Below are 16,035 nucleotides of genomic sequence, written 5' to 3'. Positions count from 1 at the left end.
GCCGATTTACTATGGAAATAAGATTTCGTACGAAACCCAATCTCCGACGATCAGCCGTTGACACCGCTCAAAGGTCGTCCATAATCACGCCCCGCATTTCCCAAATGCTTTCGTGATTGTGGGCTACCCCGATTACGGCCCGTACGAGTGGGCTTTGTTCACCAGTACGGTCAAGACCCACAGCATCCGCGCCAACGGTTGCTGTGGGTTTCTTGTTTTTGCCCCTTCATCTTCTCCGCAATCTCTCGAAAGCAGACGCCGAGGCTACTCGTAGCTACTTCTGTGCTAAATGCTGAGTGGTTAGCAGCTGCCGTTTGCCAGATACGTCAAACTGAAGCCGCTAATCCCAATCGCAGCGGCCTCATTCTGACCTATTTCAAACTCACAAAAAAACATCAAGGGCTGACAACCGCGTCGATGTTTCAGGCTGCGCACTCAGAAAATCAATCCCAGCTCAAAGCACCACCAGTCTGATACTCAATAACCCGCGTCTCAAAGAAATTCTTCTCTTTCTTCAAGTCCATGATCTCGCTCATCCAAGGGAACGGGTTAGTCGTCCCAGGGTACTCTTCCTTCAAACCAATCTGCGACAGACGACGGTTAGCGATGAACTTCAGGTAGTCCTCCATCATCGCCGCGTTCATGCCCAGTACGCCGCGAGGCATGGTGTCGCGCGCGTATTCGATTTCCAGTTGCGTACCCTGCAGGATCATCTGGGTCGCTTCTTCTTTCATCTCGGCATCCCACAGGTGTGGGTTTTCGATTTTGATCTGGTTGATCACGTCGATGCCGAAGTTCAGGTGCATGGATTCGTCGCGCAGGATGTACTGGAACTGCTCGGCGACGCCGGTCATTTTGTTGCGGCGGCCCATGGACAGGATCTGGGTGAAGCCGCAGTAGAAGAAGATGCCTTCCAGAACGCAGTAGTAGGCGATCAGGTTGCGCAGCAGTTCTTTGTCGGTGTCCGGGGTGCCGGTTTCGAACTTCGGATCGGAGATCGAACGGGTGTATTTCAGGCCCCAGGCTGCCTTTTTCGCGACCGACGGGATCTCGTGGTACATGTTGAAGATCTCGCCTTCATCCATGGCCAGCGATTCGATGCAGTACTGGTAAGCGTGGGTGTGGATCGCCTCTTCGAACGCCTGGCGCAGGATGTACTGGCGGCATTCCGGGTTGGTGATCAGGCGGTACACGGCCAGCACCAGGTTGTTGGCAACCAGGGAGTCGGCGGTGGAGAAGAAGCCGAGGTTGCGCATCACGATGCGGCGCTCGTCGTCGGTCAGGCCTTCCGGGTTTTTCCAGAGGGCGATGTCGGCGGTCATGTTGACTTCTTGCGGCATCCAGTGGTTTGCGCAGCCGTCCAGGTACTTCTGCCAGGCCCAGTCGTACTTGAATGGCACGAGTTGGTTAAGGTCGGCGCGGCAGTTGATCATGCGCTTTTCGTCAACGGCGACACGGGCGGAGGCGCCTTCGAGTTCGGCGAGGCCTTCGGCGACGTCGAGGGAATCCAGTGCGGCCTTGGCGCGGGCCACGGCGGCCGAGTCGTCGGCGGTCACGGCGCGGGCTTCCAGCGCTGCGGCGCCGCCGGCGCTGTCGAGGCGGTCCATGTTGGCTTCAGTAGCGTGACCGGCGTTGGCGCCTTTCACGGTTGCTACTTCACTGTCTTCTTTGTCGAATTCGTCCCAGCTCAGCATGACGTGTCGTCTCCTGCGTGAGGGCCTGTCGCCCCGTGTGAAACCTGATTGGTTGGTTTTTCACACGGTCGTACAGACCGCGTTGGATCTTAAGGAATCGTTTTTTGCGGCAGCCAAGGCAGGCAATAAAACAGAATTTTGTACGGGTTTCCGAGAGCCTCTGACGGGCGCAGATCAGCGTTTGGGCTGCTGCGGGGCTTCAGAATGGCTTTGATCCCTGTAAGGGAATATTGCTGACCCGATTAGGGCGGCATTATAGGGAAAAAAACGCGGGCGTGGGGGAGGGCGAAACACCGCAGGCCGTTCGATTGGCCGGGTGATTTCGATTGGAGCGAGGGTTTACAGGGCTTTCGCTGGGATTGGCCTGCGAGAATTTTTTTTCATTAATTTTTTTGCTAGGCTTCGGTTGCTCAAGAAATGAGCAAAAAACCGGGTTTTTCACTATATCTTGTGTTTTGCAACCCTTTTGAGCGACTCCAGACACAACTGAGCCCGACCGAAGTCGGGCTGGAATCGACCCTCAAACGAGACGCTGAGTGGTCCGATTCGGTGCAGTCTCGATCATCAATTGGTGCAGCCGTTACCCATCACGCTGTAACGCAGGATATGACGCTGACCCTTGGAGTCGTCGTATTCCATTTTCATCGGGACAACTTCGCAGACGTTTGGAACTTCGCTCATGGACACTACGTTGGCGATGTCCAGGTGAGTGGAGTAAGTGTATTCCTCGATCACCGGTTGTTGCTGTGCGACATCAGTCGGGACCTCGTCTGCCATGGCGGTTGCGCACAGACTGCTGAGGGCCAGAACCAATAAAGCTTTCATTTCAGATTTACCTTTTTGAGGTCGAGTGGGGTCATGCAACCTTTTTAGGGTTGCGTGTGGAACTTCATCGTTTGCAGTTATTGCTTGAGAGCTGGATTAACGGCCTTCGTGGGGGCTGTAACGTTGTTAATCGCGTTTGCCTTGTCGGCGATGCGGATTTTAGGGAGGTGGGGTGGGGGTAAACAGGTGGGGTTTTGATAAACACTTTTCGCGGTTTTGGTAACAATCCACACAAAACACCGCCCAACCCTTGTAGGCGCTGCCGAAGGCTGCGATCTTTCGTATTTGATTTTGCAAGGCAAGATCAAAAGATCGCAGCCTGCGGCAGCTCCTACAACCATCGTCGAATGGTTCTATGGGGCCGGCCCGGCTACAACGGGGTCATACAAAAACAACTATTCCACCGAGGTAAGAAAGATGAGTGCGGCTTCTCTGTATCCCGTTCGTCCCGAGGTTCTGGCCAATACGCTGACTGACGAGGCGACCTACAAAGCCATGTACCAGCAGTCGGTCGTCAACCCTGACGGTTTCTGGCGCGAGCAAGCCAAGCGTCTTGACTGGATCAAGCCTTTCACCACGGTGAAGCAGACTTCTTTCGACGATCACCATGTCGACATCAAATGGTTCGCCGACGGCACCCTGAACGTTTCCTACAACTGCCTCGACCGTCATCTGGCCGAGCGCGGCGATCAGATCGCGATCATCTGGGAAGGCGACGATCCTTCCGAAAGCCGCAACATCACCTACCGCGAACTGCACGAACAAGTCTGCAAACTGGCCAACGCCCTGCGTGGTCAGGACGTGCACCGCGGCGATGTGGTGACTATTTATATGCCGATGATCCCCGAAGCCGTGGTCGCCATGCTGGCCTGTACCCGGATCGGCGCGATTCACTCGGTGGTGTTCGGCGGCTTCTCGCCGGAAGCGCTGGCGGGGCGGATCATCGACTGCAAATCGAAAGTGGTGATCACCGCTGACGAAGGCATCCGTGCCGGCAAGAAGATCTCGCTGAAGGCCAACGTCGACGACGCGCTGACCAATCCGGAAACCAGCAGCATCCAGAAAGTCATCGTGTGCAAGCGCACCGGTGGCGACATCAAGTGGAACCAGCATCGCGACATCTGGTACGAAGACCTGATGAAAGTGGCGGGCACCGTCTGCGCGCCAAAAGAGATGGGCGCCGAAGAAGCGCTGTTCATTCTTTACACCTCCGGCTCGACCGGCAAGCCGAAGGGCGTGCAGCACACCACCGGCGGTTATCTGCTGTACGCGGCGATGACCCATGAGCGCGTGTTTGACTACCGTCCAGGCGAAATCTACTGGTGCACCGCCGACGTCGGCTGGGTCACCGGCCACAGCTACATCGTCTACGGCCCGCTGGCCAATGGCGCGACCACGCTGCTGTTCGAAGGCGTGCCGAACTACCCGGACATCACCCGGGTGGCGAAGATCGTCGACAAGCACAAGGTCAACATCCTCTACACCGCACCGACCGCGATCCGCGCGATGATGGCTTCGGGTACCGCTGCTGTTGAGGGCGCTGATGGCAGCAGCCTGCGTCTGCTCGGTTCGGTGGGTGAGCCGATCAACCCGGAAGCCTGGGACTGGTACTACAAGAATGTCGGCAAGTCGCGTTGCCCGATCGTTGATACCTGGTGGCAGACCGAAACCGGCGGCAACATGATGAGCCCGCTGCCGGGGGCGCATGCACTGAAGCCGGGGTCGGCGGCACGTCCGTTCTTCGGTGTGGTACCGGCGCTGGTCGACAACCTCGGCAACATCATCGAGGGTGAGGCCGAGGGCAATCTGGTGATTCTCGATTCGTGGCCGGGTCAGGCGCGCACCTTGTATGGCGACCATGACCGCTTCGTCGACACCTACTTCAAGACCTTCCGTGGCATGTACTTCACCGGTGACGGTGCGCGGCGTGACGCCGATGGTTATTACTGGATCACCGGGCGCGTAGACGACGTGCTCAACGTCTCCGGCCACCGCATGGGCACCGCCGAGATCGAAAGCGCGATGGTCGCCCACCCGAAAGTCGCCGAAGCGGCGGTGGTCGGTGTGCCGCATGACATCAAGGGGCAGGGCATTTATGTCTACGTCACCCTGAAAAACGGCGAGGAGCCAAGCGAGCAACTGCGCCTGGAACTGAAAAACTGGGTGCGCAGAGAGATTGGCCCGATTGCTTCGCCGGATGTGATCCAGTGGGCGCCGGGGCTGCCGAAGACCCGTTCGGGCAAGATCATGCGGCGGATTCTGCGCAAGATTGCGACGGCTGAGTACGATGGGTTGGGGGATATCTCGACCCTGGCGGATCCGGGTGTGGTGCAGCATTTGATTGATACGCACAAGACGATGAATGTGGCTTAAGTAGAACGTCTGAAAAGAACAAAGCCCCGTCCGGTGTATGCCGGGTGGGGCTTTTTTGTATCTGGAGTTTTTGTGGGGGCTGGGCTGGCCTCTTCGCGAGCAGGCTCGCTCCCACAGTTTGACTGAGTACCTTCAGACAAAATGCAGAACCCTGTGGGAGCGAGCCTGCTCGCGAAGGCAACTTGGCTGACGCCCGTGTAGCCCGCTGTCGGAACGCAGGCCCCACCCACCAATAATTATCGATTTCCCCCGTAAGACATTTCCCGCTGTTACCGCCTGCTTTCCACGTAACCGAATGTGTAACCGCCCGCGTCAAACCGGGGCGAAGGGAAACGCAACGCCCCGTTTTAGAGCCTCAAAAACCCCGGTGAAAAATAAGACACAACGCTGCGCTTGCCGGATTAGAAGGGTTTGCGAATAATAGGCCCGCAATTTGCAGCATAGATCGGTTCACTGTCTTTCGCTATTGCATGAATTTGCAAGGCTGTCAATGTGCTCAAGCGGGTTTCTCTGTGCATCTGTAATTAGTTGTCGCATTGAAGAAATATCGGCTTCGGGCCTGTCGTTAGAATGCCGATCACTCGCTCATCGTGGCTGACGTTGAAACCCCGAGGGTTTCAATGGGAAATTTCCCACCGATGCTGCACCGCTTTCCCGATTCACCCATTCGCATATTGGGCTGTCGCTCACTCTGCCGTTTTTGCCCTTTACCGATGGAGTCCCAAGATGAAGAAACTTGTGCTGCTTGGCGCCCTGGCACTGTCCGTGCTGTCGCTGAATTCCTTCGCTGATGAAAAACCTCTGAAGATCGGTATCGAAGCGGCTTACCCTCCGTTCGCTTCCAAAGCGCCGGATGGCAGCATCGTCGGTTTCGACTACGACATCGGCAACGCCTTGTGTGAAGAAATGAAGGTCAAGTGCCAGTGGGTCGAGCAAGAGTTCGACGGTCTGATCCCGGCGCTGAAAGTGCGCAAGATCGACGCGATCCTGTCGTCCATGTCGATCACCGAAGACCGCAAGAAGTCCGTGGACTTCACCAACAAGTACTACAACACCCCGGCCCGTCTGGTCATGAAGCAAGGTACCGTTGTCAGCGACAACCTGTCTGAGCTCAAAGGCAAGAACATCGGCGTGCAACGTGGTTCGATCCACGAGCGTTTCGCTCGCGAAGTCCTGGCCCCGCTGGGTGCCGAGATCAAGCCATACGGCTCGCAGAACGAAATCTACCTCGACGTGGCCGCCGGTCGCCTCGACGGTACCGTGGCTGATGCCACCCTGCTGCAGGACGGCTTCCTGAACACTGATTCCGGCAAAGGCTTCGCCTTCGTTGGCCCGCAGTTCACCGACGTCAAATACTTCGGCGACGGCGTAGGCATCGCGGTGCGCAAGGGTGACGCGCTGAAAGACAAGATCAACGCGGCCATCGCGGCCATCCGTGAAAACGGTAAATACAAAGCTATCCAGGACAAGTACTTCGCCTTCGATATCTACGGCAAGTAACACGTCTCTGCGACAAGTCAGAAATGGCGCAAGCAACAGGATCTCTGCGGTTTGCGCCATTTTTTCATCCCAACTTTCGAGGACCTGAATCATGTTGAAAGGCTACGGGGCTGTCATCCTCGATGGCGCATGGCTGACGCTTCAGCTCGCCTTGTCGTCCATGGCCCTGGCCATCGTTCTCGGGCTGATCGGGGTCGCATTGCGCCTGTCGCCGATTCGCTGGCTGGCGTGGCTGGGCGATCTGTATTCCACGGTGATCCGCGGGATTCCCGACCTGGTGCTGATCCTGCTGATTTTCTACGGCGGTCAAGACCTGCTCAACCGCGTTGCGCCGATGCTCGGCTATGACGACTACATCGACCTGAACCCGCTGGCCGCCGGTATCGGCACCCTCGGTTTCATTTTCGGTGCATATCTGTCCGAGACGTTCCGCGGTGCGTTCATGGCGATCCCCAAGGGCCAGGCTGAAGCGGGCATGGCGTACGGCATGAGCAGTTTTCAGGTGTTCTTCCGGGTGATGGTGCCGCAGATGATTCGCCTGGCGATTCCTGGCTTCACCAACAACTGGCTGGTTCTGACCAAGGCGACCGCGCTGATTTCGGTGGTCGGTCTGCAAGACATGATGTTCAAGGCCAAGCAGGCGGCAGATGCCACCCGCGAGCCTTTCACCTTCTTCCTCGCAGTGGCGGCGATGTACCTGGTGATCACCAGTGTCTCGTTGCTGGCGCTGCGTCACCTTGAGAAGCGCTACTCGGTAGGCGTAAGGGCGGCTGATCTATGATCTTCGACTACAACGTCATTTGGGAGGCCATGCCGCTGTACCTCGGCGGCCTGCTGACCACCCTCAAACTGCTCGCGCTGTCGCTGTTGTTCGGTCTGTTGGCGGCACTGCCGCTGGGCCTGATGCGCGTCTCCAAGAACCCGATCGTCAACGGCGCCGCGTGGCTCTACACCTACGTGATCCGCGGCACGCCGATGCTGGTGCAGCTGTTTTTGATCTACTACGGTCTGGCGCAATTCGAAGCGGTACGTGAAAGCTTCTTGTGGCCGTGGCTGTCCAGCGCGACGTTCTGTGCGTGCCTGGCGTTCGCGATCAATACCAGCGCCTACACCGCCGAAATCATCGCCGGCAGCCTCAAGGCCACGCCGAACGGCGAGATCGAAGCCGCCAAGGCCATGGGCATGTCGCGCTTCAAACTGTACAAGCGCATTCTGTTGCCATCGGCCCTGCGCCGGGCGCTGCCGCAGTACAGCAACGAAGTGATCATGATGCTGCAGACCACCAGTCTGGCGTCCATCGTGACCCTGATCGACATCACCGGTGCGGCCCGTACCGTCAACGCGCAGTATTACCTGCCGTTCGAGGCGTACATCACCGCTGGCGTGTTCTACCTGTGCCTGACCTTCATTCTGGTGAAGCTGTTCAAGCTGGCCGAGCGCCGCTGGTTGAGCTACCTGGCCCCGCGGAAGCACTGATATGGAACGCATCGACCACGTATTGCCGTGGAGCCATCTGGGCAGCGAGCGCAAGATTTCGGTGTTCCGGTTTGGGAGCGGCGAGCGCAAGGCTTACATTCAGGCCAGCCTGCACGCCGACGAACTGCCGGGCATGCGCACCGCCTGGGAGCTGAAAAAGCGCCTCGGCGAACTCGAAGCCCAAGGTCTGCTCAACGGCGTGATCGAGCTGGTGCCGGTCGCCAACCCGCTGGGCCTCGGCCAGTTGCTGCAAGGCAATCATCAGGGGCGTTTCGAGGCGGGCAGCGGCAAGAATTTCAACCGCGATTTCGTCGAGCTGAGCGCGCCGGTTGCGGCGGCACTGGCTGACAGCCTTGGTGACGATCCGCACGCCAACATTCGCCTGATCCGTCAGGCCATGGCTGATCATCTGGCGGCATTGCCCGAGGCGAGCAGCCAGTTGCAAGGCATGCAGCGCGTACTGCTCAGCCACGCCTGCACCGCCGATGTGGTGCTCGATCTGCACTGCGACGCTGAAGCCGCGCTGCACATGTATGCACTGCCGCAGCACTGGCCGCAGTGGCGTTCGCTGGCCGCGCACCTGAATGTGAAGGTCGGTTTGCTGGCGGAAGATTCCGGCGGCAGCTCCTTCGATGAAGCGTGCTCGTTGCCGTGGCTGCGTCTGTCGCGGCAGTTCCCGGACGCGCAGATTCCGCTGGCGTGCCTGGCGACTACCGTCGAGCTCGGCGGTCAGGCCAATACCGACCGCGCTGATGCGGTGGCCTGGGCTGAAGGCATTCTGGCGTTTCTTGCCGAGCAGGGCCTGATCACGGGCGAGTGGCCGAAACCGGCCAACGAAGCGTGCGAAGGCATGCCGTTCGAAGGCACTGAATTACTGTTAGCACCGCACCCCGGTGTGGTGAGTTTTCTGCGTAAACCCGGCGAGTGGGTTGACGTCGGAGATGAGATTTTCGAAGTGATCGACCCTGTGTCCGATCGGGTCAGCACGGTGTGTGCTGGTACGTCCGGGGTGCTGTTTGCCATTGAACGGCTGCGCTATGCCCAACCCGGTTTCTGGCTGGCCAAGGTGGCGGGGCGCGAAGCGCTGCGTCACGGGCGCTTGCTCAACGACTGACTGACTGTTTTTGTGAGAACCGACCGCATGTACAAACTTGAAGTCCAAGACCTGCATAAACGCTATGGCAGTCACGAAGTGCTCAAGGGCGTGTCCCTGAAAGCGGCAGCCGGCGATGTGATCAGCATCATCGGCTCCAGTGGCTCCGGCAAAAGTACTTTCCTGCGTTGCATCAACCTGCTCGAGCAGCCGCACGCGGGCAAGATCTTGCTCAACAACGAAGAGCTGAAACTGGTAGCGAACAAGGATGGCGCGCTGAAAGCCGCTGATCCGAAACAGCTGCAACGCATGCGTTCGCGCCTGTCGATGGTGTTCCAGCATTTCAACCTGTGGTCGCACATGACTGCTCTGGAAAACATCATGGAAGCGCCGGTCCACGTACTCGGCGTGTCCAAGGCTGAAGCCCGCGAGAAAGCCGAGCACTACCTGAACAAGGTTGGCGTGGCCCATCGTAAAGACGCGTTCCCGGGGCACATGTCCGGTGGCGAGCAGCAGCGTGTGGCGATTGCCCGTGCGCTGGCGATGGAGCCGGAAGTGATGCTGTTCGACGAACCGACTTCGGCCCTCGACCCGGAACTGGTCGGCGACGTGCTGAAAGTCATGCAGGCCCTCGCTCAGGAAGGCCGCACCATGGTGGTGGTTACGCACGAAATGGGCTTTGCCCGTGAAGTGTCGAACCAGTTGGTGTTCCTGCACAAAGGTGTCGTTGAAGAGAGCGGCAACCCGCGCGAGGTGCTGGTCAATCCGCAATCCGAGCGCTTGCAGCAATTCCTCTCGGGCAGCTTGAAGTAATCAGAGCTGCCGATATGCACCCAAATAGTGCATGCTTCGCAGCCTGAAGGCTGGCTCCAATCCCCTGTAGGAGCTGCCGAAGGCTGCGATCTTTTGATCTTCACAACAAGATCAAAAGATCGCAGCCTCGTTTCACTCGACAGCTCCTACAGTGGGAGCTTCGCAGGTTTCGAGATTTGCGTTCATTTACGGGCTAGCATTGGCCCATGCCTTCATCACCGTTCTTCGTTTCGGATTGCCCGCCCATGACTGCCCATCGAATTGGTTTCCTGATTTGGCCCAGCACTAAAGCTCTGACGCTGGCGCTGGCGGAGGAGGCCTTGCGTGTTGCGCAGCGGGTGCATCCGGAGGTGGTTTACGAACTGTCGTTCCTCCAGGCCGAAACCGTGACAGACGTTGCGGCCGAGGGGGCGTGGCAACTGCCGGGCGAGGCTTGGACCGGCAAGCTGGAAAACTTCCAGAAACTGTTCCTGCTCGCCGACGAGCCACCGACCACCCTGGCCCCGGCCCTCAGCAGCGCGCTCAAGCAACTGGTGCGTGCCGGTTGCGTGATCGGTGGTCTGTCGGCCGGTGTCTATCCGTTGGCGCAGCTCGGTTTGCTCGACGGTTATCGCGCGGCCGTGCACTGGCGCTGGCAGGACGATTTCGCCGAGCGTTTCCCGAAAGTCATCGCCACCAGTCACCTGTTCGACTGGGATCGTGATCGCTTGACCGCGTGTGGCGGCCTGTCGGTACTCGACCTGTTGCTGGCGGTGCTGGCCCGTGATCATGGGGCTGAACTGGCCGGGGCGGTGTCCGAAGAGCTGGTGGTCGAGCGCATTCGCGAGGGTGGCGAACGCCAGCGCATTCCGCTGCAGAACCGCCTCGGCTCCAGCCATCCGAAGCTCACCCAGGCGGTGTTGCTGATGGAAGCGAACATCGAAGAGCCGTTGACCACCGACGAAATCGCCCAGCACGTGTGCGTGTCCCGTCGGCAACTGGAGCGGATCTTCAAGCAATACCTCAACCGCGTGCCGAGCCAGTACTACCTGGAACTGCGCCTGAACAAGGCCCGGCAGATGTTGATGCAAACCAGTAAGTCGATCATCCAGATCGGCCTGTCCTGTGGTTTCTCCTCGGGGCCGCATTTCTCCAGCGCCTACCGCAACTTCTTCGGCGCCACGCCGCGCGAAGATCGCAACCAGCGGCGCAGCAGCAGTCCGTTCGAGCTGTCGTCGGTGCCGCCGGAGCGCGGTTGACGCACCCCGGCAGACTCCGCTGAACGTCACTCATCGACCCCTGAATCTTCGGACGTGGACACCTCCATTTCCGCCCGTTCGATGACGTCCTCCACGCCAAAATCGATGCGGTGCTTTCTGAAGTAGGCGATCAGCCGTTGCAGGCTGAGCTCAGAGAGCGGATTGCCCCGCAGGCTGAATTTGTCCGCACGTTCTTCTGGCAACTCCAGAATATCGCTGGGAACCTGGGTGATTGCGTTGTCGCTCAGGTCGGCGATTTCCAGGTGTTCGAGTTGCAGCAAGCCCGGCGGCAGGCTGGAGATGCCGCTGTTGTCCAGCATTAGCGTCGACAGATTGGTCATCTGGCTGACATCCGGGGTCTCGCCCAACGGGTTATCACTCAGGTCCAGGTGATCCATGCGCTCCATTTGCGCAAGCTCAAGGGCGTTTTGCGGCGTGAGCGTCAGCTCGCAATGTGAGAGCGACAAATAGGTCAGCTCAGTCATGCGAAACACGGCCGGCGGAATGTGTTCCAGTCGATATTGGTAGATCGTCAGTCCTCTGAGACTGGCGAACGTCTCGACAAACCTGTCCACCCCGAACGTCTGGCCCGGCAGGCTTCTGAGGTACAGATGCGTGACATGGCTGAAATCGGCATTGAGTACGGGCAAGTCGCCGCTGATGATCGTCGCCAGGTTCAAGTCATGCAGTGGCTGCAGGTTCTGATCCGGTTCGTCCTGCTCGGTTTCCCGTCGCCAGCACTGCTCAATGAGGGATTTGAATTCCTGACGTGCTGCACGCTCGTTCAACACCTGCTCGATCGTGAAGGGCTCGCCACTGATCGGGTGCAGGGCAGGGTGGTCGGTCGTCCAGTTGGCGAGGTTGCTACTCAAGTCGCTGTATTCACTCTCAAGTCGTGCAAGTTCGATTCGACCCTCGGCCAGGGTGCCGGGTAGCAGATAGAAAAACTCACTGGCCTGTTCCAGATCCATGTGCGTGTACAGCGCCTGTACGCGCAACAGATCAGTCTGTTCCGCCATTACGCCGAAGTCCTGTCGTGTGTCGTTGAAGTGGCGTTTGACGCGCTCCCGGTCTGCGCTGGCAATCGGATTGCCGCTCAGATCGAAGCCTTCCGGAACGTCGCTGGGCAGCTCGAAGAGGGCGGGAGGCAACGACCGGATCTGGTTGTCGTTGAGCAGCGCAGTGCGCAAGAGCGGACGCGTGAGCAGGCCGGGTGGCAGTTCGGAAATGCCGGTCTCCGATACATCGATGTAATTGAGTCGGGGCATTTTTTCGACATTGGGGGTGAGCCCGAGCGGGTTCCTGAACAGGTCCAGGGTTCTCAGGTGAGTCAAGGCCGCCAGTGTGGTGTGGCTCTCGGCTGTCAGGGTGATGCCGCAGTCGCTGAGAATCAGCTCGCGCAGTTGTGGCGACTGGCTGATCGACTCCGGCAGGCTGCCCAACTGGAAATTGCGCAGCGCCAGACGACGCAAGCCGGAGAAGCAGTTCAGAAAGCCGTGTATACCCTGAGTGCTGCCGACCCCCTCGATGGTCAGGTAGTCCACGTGACTGAAGTTTACCTCCAGCGCTGGCAGCTCTCCCGTGATTGGCTGTGACAGGCGCAGGTCGATGGTCTGCTCGGTGTTCTCCGGCAAGGAAACCTGCTGCTTCCAGCAGTCCAGGATGTCGACGCGCATCTGCCGTCGGCGATGACGCTGGATCGCATATTGCTCGGTGGTAAGGCTGGCGCCGGTCTCCGGATGAGCGAGCGGAATACTCTCAGCCCACGGATTCAGCACCGCGTCGAGGCGGTTGCGTTCAGCGATCAGGCGGCTCAGCTCCGCTCGCGGGCCGTTCGGATGGCGTTGCAGGCGCTCGACGAACGCGTTGAGCTCTTCAGGCAGCAAGTGCGGCAGCAGCCAGTGGGCATGGGCGTGCAGCGTCGGCGTATTGGTAGGCATGCGTCGATAGCCACTGGTTCCGCCACGCAGGCGCATCACGGTGGGGTCGTAAGCGGGTTTGCGAATCGGGTTTTGCGACAATAGCTCCAGCAACGCTTGACGGTCGAGCGCGTGGTCACGAATCAACTGCTTGAGCTGCAGGTCTTGCGTGATGTGGATGTTCAGCGCCGAACGTTCTGCGTCGGGCAGGGCATGCAGCAGGCTTGAATACAGTGACCCCGGCGCGCTGAGCGCCTCACCGGTGGCGTCGAACGGCTGATAGTCACCCTGTTCGGTCAGTACCAGTACTTTACGAGTGAGGGCGTCCTGCGCGCCGAGGCTGTTGATCAGTTGCCCGCTATGGCTGTAGTGCCTGAGCTCCAGTCGTATGGTCTGCGACCAGCCCGGCAACCGAGGCAAGGAATGGAGGGCCAGCCGATCGGTATCCAGATTATTGACTGTCGCTTGCAGCTCCAGTCCTTCGAGGGCGCGGGTTGCGCGCACTTGCAGGCCCATCTCCTGGGTCAGTGCGGCCAGTCTTGCGGAGAGTGTTCCGCGCTGTAATTGCAGGTATTCGGCATCACTTGCCGTTTCCAGTACCGATTGCGCCAACGCCTTCGGCAGGCCGGGTTCGGCATCCATCAGTACCTGTACCGGCGGGCTGGCGCCGCGCTGCAATTGACGATATCGATCCTCGAACAGGCTTTGGCGTTTGCGCTGTGCCAGCTCGGCGACGGTGCGCCGCAGGCTAGTTGCGCGGGTCTCGGCCGAAGGAGCGGGCGTATGTGATGCTTCGCTCAATAGCCGCCTTCTTTGCGATTCTGTCAGGCGTTGCAGACAGGTCTTGAGCAGGTCGCCATCGTCCAGTCGTGAGCCCTCGATTTGTACGAAGGGCACATCGACGACAGGGCTGCGCCACAGGGTTCTGCCTTGGCGATCGATCAGTTGCAGGCCCCGCTCTGCAGGCCACTCGCCGGTGTCGAACAGCAGTTGCAGTTGTGTGGCAGGGTCGGCCTTGAGGTAATCCTCGGCATGCGGGCTGCCGATCTGTTCGATGAACAATTGAATGTCCTGATCGATCTGCCAGCGCTGCAGCGTATCGCTCAGTAAGGGTGGCAACTGATCGCGCTCGACGTGCATCTGGCGCAGGCTATTTTCCTCGCAGCCACTGATGTTCAGCAGGCGCTCCCGCAGAGCGGCGGGAAGGCGCTGCATCTGCGCACTGCTGCGGCTCAGCACGGTGGCGCGATCCCAACCCAGTGGCTGGTCAATTTCGGTTTGCCAGGCGCCTGCGGTGTTGTGCCTGAGTGCGGGTTTGTAAGCCTCGGGACGCGTCGGATGGTCGATGTGATAGGCGCCCGTTTCGGGAGCGAGGCTGACGGCATACAACTTGTCTTCGAGGGCCAGCAGGCTCTTGCCCTGGTGGACTTGCAGGCCCAGTGCATCGGTTCTGGCGTCTTTGGGCAGCGTGCCGGGCCACTCGTAAGGGCGCAGGTCGGGTTTCCAGTAGCGGGTCTTGCCATTAGCCGTCTTCACCGGAATGAAGCGGTCGATGAATTGCACGACATCGGCAGGCAACAGCGCGCGAAACTCGCTGACGGCGATCGCGCCGCCAGCGGCGAAAGTACCGACCTGCACCATGGACTCCACTACACCGATCAAGTGCGCGAACGCTTCGCGGGGTTGTCCTTCGGCCCAGTCGACGATGCTTTCGAACGTCTCGTCGAGCAGTTGGTAGGCGGTGTAGGCAAGCATCAGCTCGCCAAGAAATGGCACGAATGGCAAGGCGACAAACGCGACGAGGTTGAGCAGCGACTGTGCGATATCCGTGAAGGAATCCCAGAGTGCCCAGCGCGCCTTGCGATCGACCATGGCCGTCGAGACGGCGATGACGCGGGCATCGTTGAGCATCTTGTCGAGCTTGCGCTGGTAGAGAAACACCCATAGATCACCACGTATCGGGGTCGCGACGATCTGCAGAAAAGGTCGCGCGGCCGGATGCTCGCGCCAGGTGGGGCGTGGATCGCCGGTCGGCACGGGTTGCCAGGTGACGGGGCTGAGCAAGGCCCGCAACTGACCGAAGAAAGCGCCGCGCTCGGCATGGTCGATGAAACGGCTGAAGAAGACCTGATAGTCCGGATCGCGCAAGCGTCGCGCCAGCTCCTCAGCGAAGGCAGCGGAACTGGCGTATTCCTTGACCGGGTGTTGCGGATCATCGGGAATGTAAACCACGACTCGCGCTGCTGCGTTTGCAGCTTCAAGATTCGGCGCGAACAGTACGATGCCGGTCAGGCTGACTTTCATCATCGTCAGCGCATGGCAATGCCACACCTGACGATTGAGGCGCAAATGCTGCAAACCATCGAGCAGCCCGAGAATCAGGCGATGGACATCGACCCCCAGCAGCTTTTGCATGTAGGCCATTTGCAGGGCGGCGACCAGTGCGGCTTTGTCACTCGTGCAAACCTGCGGTTGCAGCACGGCTGCGACCAGCGGATTGCTGACGCCCAGGTTGTCTTGCAGATAAGTGTTGTAGCGGCGGCCGATATCCAGTTCGCGACACAGGCGGGTGAAGGCAGGGATCGGCATCGCCTTGAGGATGTTCGGCAGCACGTTGAACTGTCCTTCGGGGGAGGGCTGGCTGACATAGCCCGAGGCTGATTCAAAGGCGTCAGCGGCGGTCTCGCTGTTTTCAAAATTGTGCAGCGCGGCGTCCAGCAACGAGACGGTCCAGGTGCGCGCGGCGCCGGATTTGATGCGCAGCCACGGAACATGGTCGGGCAGGTACAGGCGCAGGAAGGTCTGCCGGACATCCAGATTCAAGCCAAAGCGCTTTGCCAGTTCGGCGCGCAGCAACGGTTCGGCGAACGCTTTGGCATCCTGCAGCCGGGCAAGGCTTCGTTCGACGCGGTTGTGTGCGGTCCAGTGCGCGGCATGCAGCGCGCGCAGTTTTGCATGCTCGTTGCGTGATGCCTGTTTGAGGTTGGCGGGCAGTAGCGGACTGGCTCGTTTCAAGGCCGCGCGCTTGTGTGCCGAAGCCTGGCTCAGCCATGTCGGGATGGACTGGAGCAGCGGTTGATAGTGTGCGTCCTGCCTGGGTAGCA

At 59.4% G+C, this 16,035-nt stretch carries 10 protein-coding genes; 7 read left to right on the top strand and 3 right to left on the bottom strand.

The window, feature by feature from the left end:
* Window positions 1-443: 443 nt before the first annotated feature.
* Both LOY52_RS20025 and LOY52_RS20020 read right to left on the bottom strand, forming a co-directional pair.
* Window positions 444-1,694 (bottom strand): ribonucleotide-diphosphate reductase subunit beta, encoded by a 1,251-nt coding sequence (locus LOY52_RS20025; RefSeq protein WP_003227292.1) that lies wholly within the window; start codon window positions 1,692-1,694, stop codon window positions 444-446.
* A 564-nt stretch (window positions 1,695-2,258) separates the two neighbouring features.
* Window positions 2,259-2,519, bottom strand: coding sequence for a DUF2790 domain-containing protein (locus LOY52_RS20020; RefSeq protein ID WP_108589286.1), 261 nt, complete (start codon window positions 2,517-2,519; stop codon window positions 2,259-2,261).
* Between the two features lie 417 nt (window positions 2,520-2,936).
* On the opposite strand from LOY52_RS20020, the gene acs reads away from it, so the two are divergent.
* The 7 genes from acs (at window position 2,937) to argR (ending at window position 11,012) form a co-directional block, all read left to right on the top strand.
* Entirely contained in the window at window positions 2,937-4,892 is a 1,956-nt protein-coding gene (gene acs / locus LOY52_RS20015; protein WP_258675719.1) for an acetate--CoA ligase, read from the top strand.
* A gap of 726 nt (window positions 4,893-5,618) precedes the next feature.
* Complete coding sequence (locus LOY52_RS20010) at window positions 5,619-6,392, top strand: ABC transporter substrate-binding protein (protein WP_027612633.1); 774 nt, start codon at window positions 5,619-5,621, stop codon at window positions 6,390-6,392.
* A 91-nt stretch (window positions 6,393-6,483) separates the two neighbouring features.
* Window positions 6,484-7,173 carry an ABC transporter permease gene (locus LOY52_RS20005; RefSeq protein WP_003227287.1) on the top strand — a complete coding sequence of 230 codons (690 nt, stop codon included), beginning with the start codon at window positions 6,484-6,486 and terminating at the stop codon, window positions 7,171-7,173.
* On the top strand, window positions 7,170-7,868 hold the full coding sequence (locus LOY52_RS20000) for an ABC transporter permease (RefSeq protein ID WP_003227285.1): 699 nt from the start codon (window positions 7,170-7,172) through the stop codon (window positions 7,866-7,868). The genes LOY52_RS20005 and LOY52_RS20000 overlap by 4 nt, the downstream gene beginning before the upstream one ends.
* A 1-nt stretch (window position 7,869) precedes the next feature.
* Entirely contained in the window at window positions 7,870-8,982 is a 1,113-nt protein-coding gene (locus LOY52_RS19995) for a M14 family metallopeptidase (RefSeq protein ID WP_258675718.1), read from the top strand.
* 27 nt (window positions 8,983-9,009) lie between these two features.
* Entirely contained in the window at window positions 9,010-9,774 is a 765-nt protein-coding gene (locus LOY52_RS19990) for an ABC transporter ATP-binding protein (RefSeq protein ID WP_003227281.1), read from the top strand.
* A gap of 245 nt (window positions 9,775-10,019) precedes the next feature.
* The gene (argR, locus tag LOY52_RS19985) at window positions 10,020-11,012 is read left to right on the top strand and encodes a transcriptional regulator ArgR (RefSeq protein WP_258675717.1); all 993 of its coding nucleotides are present in this window, start codon (window positions 10,020-10,022) and stop codon (window positions 11,010-11,012) included.
* Between the two features lie 26 nt (window positions 11,013-11,038).
* On the opposite strand, the gene LOY52_RS19980 is transcribed toward argR, so the two are convergent.
* A complete protein-coding gene (locus tag LOY52_RS19980; RefSeq protein ID WP_408980408.1) occupies window positions 11,039-15,946 on the bottom strand; it encodes a dermonecrotic toxin domain-containing protein in 4,908 nt (1,635 codons plus the stop codon).
* Window positions 15,947-16,035 lie beyond the last annotated feature (89 nt).

Source organism: Pseudomonas sp. B21-051 (assembly GCF_024748795.1).
GTDB lineage: Bacteria > Pseudomonadota > Gammaproteobacteria > Pseudomonadales > Pseudomonadaceae > Aquipseudomonas > Aquipseudomonas putida_A.
This window is presented reverse-complemented; position numbering and strand designations above follow the sequence as displayed.